This is a genomic window from Bacteroides thetaiotaomicron VPI-5482, assembly GCF_000011065.1.
Taxonomy (GTDB): Bacteria; Bacteroidota; Bacteroidia; order Bacteroidales; family Bacteroidaceae; genus Bacteroides; species Bacteroides thetaiotaomicron.
On record NC_004663.1, the window covers coordinates 4,078,990 to 4,089,964 of the forward strand.

A 10,975-nucleotide genomic window follows, 5' to 3' on the forward strand; every position below is an offset into this window, starting at 1 on the left:
TCGTTCTTCTCATAAAGACTATGAAAAGACTTATATATATATTATTCCTCTTGATAGGTTTTGAGCAGGCTTTGTTTGCCCAGAAAATAGATACCTTGAGAACTGAACGTCTTGAGCTACGTTTGGAACCCGATTTGGTAGGCTTTATTCCTTGTGGAAAAGAATGGTTTCAAGTTCAAAAAGATGCATGGAAGTTAGAAATCGATAAAGATGTGAGAAATGAAAAAGCGTGGGAGAATTACTATCTTGCGTGCAAAGGAATTTGGGATGAAGACACATTGCTATGGAAGAAAGAACAGCCTCGTTTACTTAAGAAAATGAAAAAGTACATTCCTGATACACGGGTGTATTATAAAGTATTGGATGATGAGGTTATGATTTCTGACAAGGACAAAAGAGAGGCAATCAAGGAGAAGATTGTTTATTTGAGACGGGATTGTGAAAGGGATTACAGAGATGATATGTGGTATTATCAACGGCATGGACAGATAGATAAGGTGAGGGAAATAGCACGCGAATGGTTTGACAGCGGATTATATTCACGAAGTATCCTGACTTATTATTATAATGAATTTGTAGGGCTGAAAAGGAATGCTATTCTTGCGGGAACCGGTCCCGAATGGGCCTACAGCGTATTGCTTCAGTATGGAGCAGGGTTGTTCAAGGATGTGGAAGTAGTAGATTTAAGTGAGTTGATGAATCCGGAGGAAGAGAGCGACTTTTGGAAGACAAAAGGAATAGATGTAAATACCCTTCCCGACCGGGGAAAGGTAAAATGTCCCGGTGCATGGTATTTTGCGGAGAAAGAGCAGCGTCCTGTATATATTTCTCAATATTCTGCAAGTAGACAAGACGTAGTGGAAATGAAAGACTTCCTCTACTCTGAAGGATTGGTATTCAGATATTCCTTAAAACCATATGATAATATGGCTATTTTAAGAAGAAATTATGAACAGGTTTATTTGCTTGATTATTTACAGTCCCCTATTATTACGGATATTTCACGTGGTGAAGATTCCTATGTTCTTTCTTTTCTTCCCCTTTTACAATTCTATCGTACAAGTGGAGACAAGAATCAATATTTGAGGCTGAAGAAGTTGTTATTAGATATTGTGGATCGTATGGATGATGGGTGTTTTGTAAATAAGTCTTGGGTAGATGCAAAGACTGCCGAACATTTGAAGTTGTTTAATAGAATTTTTGATCATGTAAGAGATATGGAAAAAAAAGGACTAACTTCTGTTATAGTTCGTTCATTTAAGGAAGAGCACCGGAAAGAATATCAACAATTAATAGAAATGGTAGAGCCATGATGCTATTCACTTCTTTCAGCCACGACGAAACAGACGAACAGCTAATGGAACGCTTTGCATTCAGGAACAGTGAGAAAGCATTCGAAGAGCTTTACTGCCGTTATGCTCCCCGGTTTAAAGGTTTCTTTATGCGGATGCTGTCGGCAGACGGAGCGTTGGCGGATGATTTTCTGCAAGAGTTGTTTCTTCGTGTTTATGAGGCAAGAGGTAGTTATCAGCATGGAAAACAGTTCTCTACATGGGCGTTTGCGATGGCGTATAATCTTTGCAAAAATGAGTACCGCCATCGTGATATAGTAGACGAGTATCGTTTACAACAGTCATATACCAATGAAGAAGATAGCTATTCCTCGCTTGAGTTTGAGGTGGCACATGATCGTCAGGTTTTCGACCGGCAGTTGAAGAAAGTACTTGCAGGGTTGACAGATGAACAACGGGCAGCATATACGCTGCGTTATGAAGAAGAGCTTCCGGTACAGGAGATTGCGCAAATCCTGTGTTGTCCGGAAGGTACGGTAAAGTCTCGCTTATATTATACTTTGAAAGTATTGCAGCGTTCTTTATCAGATTATAACCCCCAAAAATAGATGAATATGAAAAGTGATGATTTAGAAAGACTGGAAGAGTCTCAGGAAATGCAACAGTTGATTCATGCTGCTAAAGAGCAATATGAGCAGGAAAAATCAGTTCACCCTCCTGTTGCTTATGCTGCTTTTGCACAGAATCTCAGAGAGAGACAGAAGGACGGAAAGATGAAAGCGAAGCAGGAACCGCCCGAAAGGGAAACTTTTGAAGTGAAAGGTGGAAAGCGCTCAGGAATTTCTCCCTGGTGGCTGGTGGCCGCGTGTTTGTTGGGTGGGATAATAGGCTATGGGATTTCGACCACTTCAGACAGGCAGGAAGCTGGTTTGGAGAGACTTGCTGTAGCAGATACGGTGATTGTCGTACGCGAGCGGGTGGATACTGTCTATCGGGAGGTGGAAGTTCCGTCTCAGCCTTTGGTAGCTTCACGGTCAACGGTAAAGTCCAAAAGTACGGGACTTACGAAGGAACATGTTAAGCAGAGTAGGAAAGCTGTGCAGAAAGCGGAACCTGCTTTTATCTCTATTGAGTTCTTGCAACAGCAACAAAATCTGCCGGACCCGAATAGTGAGTGTTATGCTGCAAACGGGATGACTGTTGCAGAAGGTAATTATCCGTTCCATTTATTGGCGACAGTTCCATGTAAGTAGCACTTTGTTGTTGCGGATGCCAGCTTACGTATTTGTTTTTACCTGTAACGAATCAATGACTTGGTAGTCTTGCTCAATGACAAAGTTTATAGGAACAGACATACGGACTGCTACAGGACGCCCCAGTTGCATACCTGATTTCCATCGTGGCATGGATTCGATGATGCGTAATGCTTCTTTATCCAAGCTGGCAGATACGCTTTTGGTAACTTTTGCATCGCTGACATATCCGTTTACGTCGATGGTGAACTCTACGGTGACTTGTCCCTCTTCTCCTGCCTGAAAAGCTTCTTCCGGGTATTGTATGTTTTTCTTGATAAATTCATCGAACCCGCTTAATCCTCCCGGGAAGTCGGGACCGTTGATTATAAAATTAATCATCGTTTGCTCAGGCATATCTTCGGGCTTAACCTTGATGATTTGCTTTTTCTGAATAAATATATTATTAATTTGAAAAGTATCCGGCTTCATTCGCACAAGAAGTTCCGATGGAAAATCTTTATCCAATTGTATCAGCACATCTTTCATACCTATATGTGAGAAACGGAGTGTCTCTTTATGTTTGGCCTCTACAGAAAAGTCTCCATTCATGTCCGAGGAAGTATATCTGCCGGTTCCCGGAATATAGATGCTTACAGCACGCACAGGCTCTCCCTGCAAATTGGTCACCTTGCCCTTGAACTGTTGCAGTTCCCTTTTTTGCGAAAAAACATCGTTTGTATTTGCAACGCAAATACAAACGATGAATGATAGTATGAACGACAGACGTTTCATGCCTTATCTGGCATACTCCGCCCAATTCGTATTCTTCATATCCCCGCTCTTGGCCAGTTCGGCGTGCATACCGAGTGCGGCCTGGATAGCGTGTGGAGTCTGCGCCCTGCCACCGGCCAGTTTGAGATAATCCCAGAGAAGCTGTTTATAGTCGGGATGTGCACAGTTTTCGATGATGGCTTGTGCACGTTCCTTCGGGCTCTTGCCACGCAGGTCGGCTACACCTTGCTCGGTGATAATGATATTCACGGAGTGTTCGCTGTGGTCGAGGTGAGAAACCATCGGGACGATAGCACTGATCTTACCTTCTTTGGCAACAGACGGACAAGTGAAGATAGAGATATAAGCATTGCGGGTGAAGTCTCCCGAGCCACCGATACCGTTCATCATCTTCGTTCCACCGATATGAGTAGAGTTTACGTTACCGTACAAGTCCACTTCGATAGCTGTATTGATAGAGATAATACCCAGTCGGCGAACCACTTCCGGATTGTTTGAGATTTCCGACGGGCGGAGAACCAGCTTGTCGCGGAAGAAATCCATATCGTTGTAAATACCTTCCAGACAGTCGTTGGTAACAGTCAGTGAGCAGGCGCTACCGAATTTGATGCGTCCTTCACGGATCAATCCGATGACGGAGTTCTGGATAACCTCTGTGTACATTTCGAATGCGGGAATCGTCTTGTCACGTCCCAGTGCACCGAGCACAGCGTTAGCGATATTTCCTACGCCCGACTGCAGCGGAAGGAAAGTAGACGGAATGATGCCACGCTTCATGTCGGCAGCGAGGAAGTCGGCAACGTTCTGACCGATTTTGTCAGTCAACGGATCGGCATCGGCAAATGAGCGTGCTTCGTCCGGCCAGTTGGTTTCTACTACGCCTACGATCTTTTTCGGGTCTACCTGAATATAAGGCAATCCGATGCGGTCACTCGGCTTGTAGATGGGGATTTCGCGGCGGTAAGGCGGGTCGAGCGGTTCGTACACGTCGTGCAGACCCATGCAGGATTTGCTGTGTGCGGCGTTCAACTCAACGATGATCTGGTCCGCCAGGCGGCAGATAGTCGGAGAAATACCACCGGCAGCAGTCAGATAAATCTTTCCGTCCGGAGTCACTTCGCAGGCTTCGATGATGGCTACGTTCACTTTGCCCATGAAGCCATAGCGCACTTCCTGTGCCATTTGCGACAGATGGATGTCGTTGTAGGCAATTTCACCGTTATTCACGGCTTTGCGGAAGTCGGAGTTGGTGGTATAAGGGGCGCGGTAGCGGATGGCCTTTGCGCGAGACATAACGCCGTCACAAGATTCTCCGGTAGAAGCACCTGTAAAAATTCCTACTTGAAATGGATTACCTTTGGCATGTTCCGCTTCTGCAATTTTTGCAAGTTCAGCTGTAACAGCCTTTGCAGTTCCGGCGGGAGTAAATCCGCTCAGACCGATGTTGTAGCCATGTTTGATCAGGCTTGCAGCTTCTGCTGCCGAAATACGATTGAATGACATAAATAGTATAATTTCGCGTTAAATGCGGTTGATATTTGTTGGTTAATACTTATCACTTAATACTTTCGCTGCAGGATTTCTCCCCAGATAATAGCGCGGCGGGCTTCTTCTACGGAATGGATGGAGAAATCTTCCTCGCCGGCGGGTTCCGGATGGTCATAGTGGGAACCTTGCTTCGTGTTTCGTTTATCTTGTGCGGAACTGTTTGCTATGGATGCAGCCACAGATACTTCTTCTTTTTTCTTTTTCTTTGGCGTTGGTTTGGGAGCCGGTTGTTCCATAGGTATGGGCTGGAGCAGTTCGTCCAAAGCCCTGCTGCCTCTCCCCCAGAATTCGGGTATGGGAATAGCATCAGGATCTACTTCGACCGGAGACGGTGCAGGCGGGACGGGGCGTTTATTCTGAGCCTTTTTCGACTTGTTGTTCTTGCTCACCTCTTTGAATATTCCCACAAGAATGACACCTGCTATCAGGAGAAATTTCAAAAAATCTTCCATTCTGTTTCACTTCTAAATAGTTAATCTGCCAAAGTTACACATTATATCTGGTTTGAGCTAACATTTTGTTATGAAAAAAGGGCAGCTTCACAGCTCCCCTTAATTTTTTTAACCTAAACCTTAACTATGAAAAAATCTAATGTTTCTTTCATTGCACAAATGTGAAAAATAAAATTAAATTTAGCAAGGATATGCCCCGTAAATGTTTATTTCATTAACATTAATTATCAGAATAATGCCTGAACTACAAGTTTTTGCGTTATTTTCGTACCATTTTACCGCTTATTGAATTCGAAGCCGTATCTTTGCGGATAAATTTAAAACAAGATTTGAATATGAACGAATTAACGGGAGCGGACTTTAAATCCGCAACTGCTGATGACAACAAGAAGTTGTTTATCGAGACTTATGGCTGCCAGATGAACGTGGCGGACAGTGAGGTGATCGCTTCGGTGATGCAGATGGCGGGCTATTCGGTAGCCGAAACGCTGGAAGAGGCCGACGCAGTGTTTATGAATACCTGCTCTATCCGTGACAATGCGGAGCAGAAGATTCTGAACCGCCTGGAGTTTTTCCACTCGCTGAAGAAAAAGAAGAAGGCCCTGATTGTAGGCGTACTGGGCTGTATGGCGGAACGGGTGAAGGATGATCTGATTACGAACCATCATGTCGATCTGGTGGTCGGTCCGGATGCTTACCTGACGTTGCCTGAGCTGATTGCCGCGGTAGAGGCCGGCGAGAAAGCGATCAACGTAGACCTTTCGACGACCGAGACTTACCGTGATGTGATTCCGTCGCGTATCTGCGGCAACCACATTTCCGGATTTGTATCCATCATGCGCGGATGCAATAACTTCTGCACCTACTGTATCGTGCCTTATACACGCGGACGCGAACGCAGCCGTGATGTGGAAAGTATTCTGAATGAAGTGGCCGACCTTGTTGCCAAAGGTTATAAGGAAGTTACCCTGCTGGGGCAGAATGTCAACTCTTACCGGTTCGAGAAGCCGACGGGCGAAGTGGTTACCTTCCCGATGCTGCTCCGTATGGTGGCCGAAGCTGCTCCGGGCGTGCGCATCCGTTTCACGACTTCCCATCCGAAGGATATGAGCGATGAAACGCTGGAAGTGATCGCCCAAGTGCCGAATGTGTGCAAGCATATCCACCTCCCTGTGCAGAGCGGCAGCTCCCGCATCTTGAAACTGATGAACCGCAAATATACCCGTGAGTGGTATCTGGACCGGGTAGCCGCTATCAAGCGTATCATTCCCGATTGCGGACTGACTACCGATATCTTCTCCGGTTTCCATTCCGAAACGGAAGAGGACCATCAGCTCTCGCTTTCTCTGATGGAGGAATGTGGCTATGATGCCGCTTTTATGTTCAAATATTCCGAACGTCCGGGGACGTATGCGTCGAAGCATCTTGAAGATAATGTGCCCGAAGACGTGAAAGTTCGCCGTCTGAATGAGATTATCGCTTTGCAGAACCGTCTGTCCGCGGAGTCCAATCAACGTTGCATCGGCAAGACGTATGAAGTGCTTGTAGAAGGCGTTTCCAAACGTTCGCGCGATCAGTTGTTCGGCCGCACGGAGCAGAATCGGGTGGTGGTGTTCGACAGAGGCACGCACCGTATCGGCGATTTTGTCAATGTGCGGGTGACGGAAGCCAGTTCGGCTACGCTGAAAGGCGAAGAAGTCTAGTATATTATTCTCGATGTCGGGACTGATTAAAAATCGATAGTATCATAAATTCCCCTCCTTCCCGAAGGAGGAGATTTGAGATACTGCCGACTTTTTAGTCAGCCCATGCAATATATTAAAGAAGGTATTTCAAAATGAAATGAACCCCGAAAGTCAGACAATAAACTTTCGGGGTTCACTTCGTTTAAACTTTGCCCTTTTCCTCTTTCCGGAGCAAAAGAAGCGTCATTCAAATTACATCATCATGTGTCTGCGGATGGAGAATTTCACGATTGCCATTGCATTGATGGTGCTGAAAGGGATATCCATTGGGTCGTGATGAGCGTTGTAGCTTACCAGCTTGAGGCATCCTTCCTTTTCCGAGCGGTTCACATACTTCACCGCCAGGTACTCGTCTCCTTCGATAGTAAACGAAACCAGATACATTTCGCCGTAAATAAGGTTGCTGAAACTGTTAATCTCTTTAAAGCCTACGATGTCTCCCGATTTCAGTATCGGATACATGCTGTCGCCACTGATGTAGACGGCTCCGTCACATAAGGGAATGCTTGGAATCTGTATCTTTCCTACCATATACTGTCGCTTGTTGGTGAGCAACGTTTTCAGATTGGCGGCAGCTGTAATATCATATAGGGCAACGCTGCGGTCGTCCAACGCCTCTACTGTTTTAGGGTTGTGAATCATCTGGACCTCACCGCTTGCTAAATCGCTTTTGCATAACTTGGTTTGATGTCTGGGGGTACCCTTCCCAACCAGCAGCCAATTGAGGTCTACATCTCTCATTTTGTTGAGCAGCAGATGAAAGTCAATCCGGTTTCTGGCGCACCAGTTGGATAATGTTGCACGTGAAACACCTAAGTAACTGGCCAGTTCACTGTCCTTTTTAAAGTTGAGCGCCTGCTTGGCGCGCTTTACTATTCCCGAAACATCTAGAAATGTATCCATTTTATTCTTGTTTTAAATTAGTGTAAAGATGTTGGAACTTCTTATTCGTTCATTGATAGTCAGTTATATAATTTTTTAGCGTTAATTTCTAAAACCGTTTGTTTTATGTGAGAAAACTGCTTTATCTTTGTAGCAGCAAACTTAGAAATATGTTTCAAAAATATAAATTAAAAATAGAATAACCATGAAAAACGGCAAAAAGTTTATGAAAGGTTGTAAAATGCCTCATCCACCCCCTTCCGGAAGATTCTGTATCGGATGAACACCAGTGATATTGAGTCGGTTTACAGCATCTATATATCCTGCATACAGGAGCTATAGATCCAATACGCTGGCCATATATCCCCAATATGCAGGAACTATATGTCCGATAATCACATAAACAAATATTTAAGCATGAAAACTTTAAAACGCAAAATCAATATGGAACCTTTAATGAATCAATCTCTGCACATTTGCGGGTGCTGCAAACGGGAGCTACCGCATGAGGCCTTTTATACAAACAAACGCACCGGGACCCTTGACAATTATTGCAAGGAGTGTCGCAAGGCAAACACCCGCAAGCGTCGTGATTTGAGACGATGTACATCATTTGAAAACAAACCTGTTTCTTATCCGGTGATAACCGAGGTGAAAGACCCCGCTTTGCGGATGCTTCTTATTCTTCATGCCCGTCAGGTTGTGGCAGAAAGTATCTCACGGAAACAAGAAAAAGAAAAACTGAATACGCTATGGGAAGAATAAAACGGGGACTGGATTATTTCCCCATGAGCACCAGCTTTATGCACGATCGGATGGTGCGCCGAATTATGAGACGTGAAGGTGATTCTGCCTTTGCCACACTGGTGGAAACGCTGTCGTACATCTATGCCGGGAAAGGGTATTATATCTCTGTCGGTGACGAATTTTACGAGGAGCTTGTGGACAGCCTTTACAGTACGGAACTGGATGATGTGAAGCGTATCATCAGTCTGTCCGTGGAATATGGCTTGTTTGATGCCGGACTTTTCCGGCAATACAACATCCTGACTTCCGCCGACATCCAGCGGCAGTATCTTTTCATCACCAAGCGGCGTAGCAGTGCGCTGATAGAGCCGGACTACTGCCTGCTGGAATCGGAAGAAATCACCTCATACCGTTCGTCTCAGAGCGGTAAAAGTAGTACGGATGATTCTTTGGATAGCGAATGTGCGGAAGCGTTAAACGGTGATGCTGATCACAAGACCGCCTGTACGGTAACATCAAGCTTCGATTCTGTAACAATGGAGGATGAAATTGCAACATCGGGTACACAAAACAAAAGAAAACAAATAAAAATAAATCAAAACAAAGTAAACCACCTCCCTAACCCTCCTCAAGGAGGAGATGAAGGAGGAAAATATTTGAAAAGTAGAACGGCTGTGACACAGGAAGATATTGACTGTCTGCAACCGCCATGCGATGGTGTGCAGCGTAACTTCCAGGGACTGACAGATAACCTGCGGCTTTACAAAGTTCCGCCTTCCGAACAATATGCCATTATTCTTAAAAGTAACTTCGGAGCTATTGGAAACCCTGTTTGGAAAGGATTTAATACCATCCGGGGGAGCAATGGAAAGATCAGATTGCCCGGGCACTACCTGCTGAGTATAATTAATTAATTTATGAACGCACTTTGAAAAAATGATTAGGTCAGTCTGAATAATGCTCCTATCTTTGCAATGTCATTAAGCTTGAGGACAAAACTAAACGAAATTATTAACACAAAAAAACTATTACGATTATGGCAGTATTGTACAAGTCATTCCAGTCTGTTCTGGAAGACAAAAATCACAAAAAAATGTTTCATCCCCGTGTGATATACACGGCTAATATCAGCACTTCGCAGATTGCTAAAGAGATTGCCGCTTACTCGTCTCTCTCCCCGGGTGATGTGAAGAATACGCTTGATAACCTGGTGACTGTGATGGGGCAGCATCTACAAGCATCGGAAAGCGTGTCGCTTGACGGTTTCGGGACTTTCCGCATGGTGATGAAATCCAACGGTAAAGGGGTGGAGACTTCGGAAGAAGTGTCGGCTGCGCAAGCTTCTCTTACGGTCCGTTTCCTTCCCAACTTCACCAAGAACCCCGATCGGACTACCGCTACCCGCTCTTTGGTGACCGGTGCGAAGTGTGTGCGCTTCGACCGTACAGACACTCCGGCTTCCGGCAGTGGAAATACAAATAAGCCGGGTGGCGGCGATGGTGGCGAAGGAGGTGGTGAGGAAGCACCGGACCCGACAGTATAACCTTTCGTCACAACACAAAATATAAGAACGAACGACTAAACTAAATCGGAAACTTAACTAACTAGTAATCAATTATTCACATGAGAATTATCAATTTGATCGTGGTGCATTGTACCGCCACGCAGGGGAATCGTACGCTTTCTCCGGAGGCTTTGGACCTGATGCACCGCCGCCGTGGTTTCAACGGAACAGGCTATCACTACTACATCCGCAAAGACGGAACGGTGCATCTTACCCGCCCTGTCGAACGCATCGGTGCACACGCAAAAGGTTTTAATGCCAGCAGTATCGGAATCTGCTATGAAGGCGGTCTGGACTGTCGGGGACGCCCGGCAGACACCCGGACACCGGAACAGCGTGCTACGCTTCGGCTGCTGATTCATCAGCTGCTGGAGGTATTCCCCAGCTGCCGGGTGTGCGGGCATCGGGATCTCTCGCCGGACAGGAACGGTAATGGAGAGATAGAACCGGAAGAGTGGATGAAGGCGTGTCCGTGCTTTGATGCCGAGCAGGAATTTAAAGAATTTGCGGCAGAAGACACGGAAGAAACACAGAGTAAACTAAACTATTTACAGAACAAGAAAGGAGGTAAATGATGGCAATGAAGAGATCTGTATGGGATATGATCCTGAAGGTGGTTATCGCGGTAGCGTCGGCTGTGGCAGGCGTATTGGGTGCTAATGCGATGAATCTGTAAGAGAAGTAATTAACGGGAACTCCCTGTCATGGGAATATGCGC

Annotated in this window: 13 protein-coding genes; 9 read left to right on the plus strand and 4 right to left on the minus strand. The window is 45.5% G+C overall.

What is annotated here, in order from left to right; translation table 11 throughout:
* Positions 1-20: 20 nt before the first annotated feature.
* Genes BT_RS16145 through BT_RS16155 form a run of 3 tightly spaced genes read left to right on the plus strand, consistent with a single transcriptional unit; the run spans position 21 to position 2,545 of the window.
* A complete protein-coding gene (locus BT_RS16145; protein ID WP_008767427.1) occupies positions 21-1,313 on the plus strand; it encodes a hypothetical protein in 1,293 nt (430 codons plus the stop codon).
* On the plus strand, positions 1,310-1,900 hold the full coding sequence (locus tag BT_RS16150; protein ID WP_011108700.1) for an RNA polymerase sigma factor: 591 nt from the start codon (positions 1,310-1,312) through the stop codon (positions 1,898-1,900). The genes BT_RS16145 and BT_RS16150 overlap by 4 nt, the downstream gene beginning before the upstream one ends.
* A 6-nt stretch (positions 1,901-1,906) precedes the next feature.
* Positions 1,907-2,545: a hypothetical protein gene (locus BT_RS16155; protein WP_008767429.1), complete on the plus strand. Its 639-nt coding sequence runs from the start codon at positions 1,907-1,909 to the stop codon at positions 2,543-2,545.
* A gap of 24 nt (positions 2,546-2,569) precedes the next feature.
* Here BT_RS16155 and BT_RS16160 read toward each other — a convergent pair whose 3' ends face one another.
* Genes BT_RS16160 through BT_RS16170 form a run of 3 tightly spaced genes read right to left on the minus strand, consistent with a single transcriptional unit; the run spans position 2,570 to position 5,319 of the window.
* The gene (locus BT_RS16160) at positions 2,570-3,319 is read right to left on the minus strand and encodes a TonB family protein (RefSeq protein WP_008767430.1); all 750 of its coding nucleotides are present in this window, start codon (positions 3,317-3,319) and stop codon (positions 2,570-2,572) included.
* Between the two features lie 3 nt (positions 3,320-3,322).
* Complete coding sequence (locus BT_RS16165; RefSeq protein ID WP_008767431.1) at positions 3,323-4,822, minus strand: acetyl-CoA hydrolase/transferase family protein; 1,500 nt, start codon at positions 4,820-4,822, stop codon at positions 3,323-3,325.
* Between the two features lie 56 nt (positions 4,823-4,878).
* On the minus strand, positions 4,879-5,319 hold the full coding sequence (locus tag BT_RS16170; protein ID WP_008767432.1) for a hypothetical protein: 441 nt from the start codon (positions 5,317-5,319) through the stop codon (positions 4,879-4,881).
* A gap of 335 nt (positions 5,320-5,654) precedes the next feature.
* Here BT_RS16170 and miaB point away from each other — a divergent pair, with 335 nt between their 5' ends.
* Positions 5,655-7,022: a tRNA (N6-isopentenyl adenosine(37)-C2)-methylthiotransferase MiaB gene (miaB, locus tag BT_RS16175; RefSeq protein ID WP_008767433.1), complete on the plus strand. Its 1,368-nt coding sequence runs from the start codon at positions 5,655-5,657 to the stop codon at positions 7,020-7,022.
* A gap of 234 nt (positions 7,023-7,256) precedes the next feature.
* Here the strand turns inward: miaB and BT_RS16180 are convergent, their stop codons facing one another.
* Positions 7,257-7,967 carry a helix-turn-helix domain-containing protein gene (locus BT_RS16180; RefSeq protein WP_008767434.1) on the minus strand — a complete coding sequence of 237 codons (711 nt, stop codon included), beginning with the start codon at positions 7,965-7,967 and terminating at the stop codon, positions 7,257-7,259.
* 423 nt (positions 7,968-8,390) lie between these two features.
* Between BT_RS16180 and BT_RS16185 the strand changes: the two genes are divergently transcribed.
* From BT_RS16185 to BT_RS16205, 5 genes are all read left to right on the plus strand, one after another.
* A complete protein-coding gene (locus BT_RS16185) occupies positions 8,391-8,711 on the plus strand; it encodes a hypothetical protein (protein WP_008767435.1) in 321 nt (106 codons plus the stop codon).
* Positions 8,699-9,607: a DUF4373 domain-containing protein gene (locus tag BT_RS16190; RefSeq protein WP_008767436.1), complete on the plus strand. Its 909-nt coding sequence runs from the start codon at positions 8,699-8,701 to the stop codon at positions 9,605-9,607. The genes BT_RS16185 and BT_RS16190 overlap by 13 nt, the downstream gene beginning before the upstream one ends.
* A 122-nt stretch (positions 9,608-9,729) precedes the next feature.
* A complete protein-coding gene (locus tag BT_RS16195; RefSeq protein ID WP_008767437.1) occupies positions 9,730-10,236 on the plus strand; it encodes an HU family DNA-binding protein in 507 nt (168 codons plus the stop codon).
* Between the two features lie 80 nt (positions 10,237-10,316).
* A complete protein-coding gene (locus BT_RS16200) occupies positions 10,317-10,832 on the plus strand; it encodes an N-acetylmuramoyl-L-alanine amidase (RefSeq protein ID WP_008767438.1) in 516 nt (171 codons plus the stop codon).
* Between the two features lie 5 nt (positions 10,833-10,837).
* Positions 10,838-10,933, plus strand: a complete 96-nt coding sequence (locus tag BT_RS16205; protein ID WP_149192781.1) for a smalltalk protein — start codon at positions 10,838-10,840, stop codon at positions 10,931-10,933.
* The last annotated feature ends 42 nt before the right edge of the window (positions 10,934-10,975 follow it).

Bases quoted from the DNA above. Each gene is read 5' to 3' on its own strand.
- BT_RS16145 (WP_008767427.1), top strand. From the start codon at position 21: ATGAAAAGACTTATATATATATTATTCCTCTTGATAGGTTTTGAGCAG.
- BT_RS16150 (WP_011108700.1), top strand. From the start codon at position 1,310: ATGATGCTATTCACTTCTTTCAGCCACGACGAAACAGACGAACAGCTA.
- BT_RS16155 (WP_008767429.1), top strand. From the start codon at position 1,907: ATGAAAAGTGATGATTTAGAAAGACTGGAAGAGTCTCAGGAAATGCAA.
- BT_RS16160 (WP_008767430.1), bottom strand. From the start codon at position 3,319: ATGAAACGTCTGTCGTTCATACTATCATTCATCGTTTGTATTTGCGTT.
- BT_RS16165 (WP_008767431.1), bottom strand. From the start codon at position 4,822: ATGTCATTCAATCGTATTTCGGCAGCAGAAGCTGCAAGCCTGATCAAA.
- BT_RS16170 (WP_008767432.1), bottom strand. From the start codon at position 5,319: ATGGAAGATTTTTTGAAATTTCTCCTGATAGCAGGTGTCATTCTTGTG.
- miaB (WP_008767433.1), top strand. From the start codon at position 5,655: ATGAACGAATTAACGGGAGCGGACTTTAAATCCGCAACTGCTGATGAC.
- BT_RS16180 (WP_008767434.1), bottom strand. From the start codon at position 7,967: ATGGATACATTTCTAGATGTTTCGGGAATAGTAAAGCGCGCCAAGCAG.
- BT_RS16185 (WP_008767435.1), top strand. From the start codon at position 8,391: ATGGAACCTTTAATGAATCAATCTCTGCACATTTGCGGGTGCTGCAAA.
- BT_RS16190 (WP_008767436.1), top strand. From the start codon at position 8,699: ATGGGAAGAATAAAACGGGGACTGGATTATTTCCCCATGAGCACCAGC.
- BT_RS16195 (WP_008767437.1), top strand. From the start codon at position 9,730: ATGGCAGTATTGTACAAGTCATTCCAGTCTGTTCTGGAAGACAAAAAT.
- BT_RS16200 (WP_008767438.1), top strand. From the start codon at position 10,317: ATGAGAATTATCAATTTGATCGTGGTGCATTGTACCGCCACGCAGGGG.
- BT_RS16205 (WP_149192781.1), top strand. From the start codon at position 10,838: ATGAAGAGATCTGTATGGGATATGATCCTGAAGGTGGTTATCGCGGTA.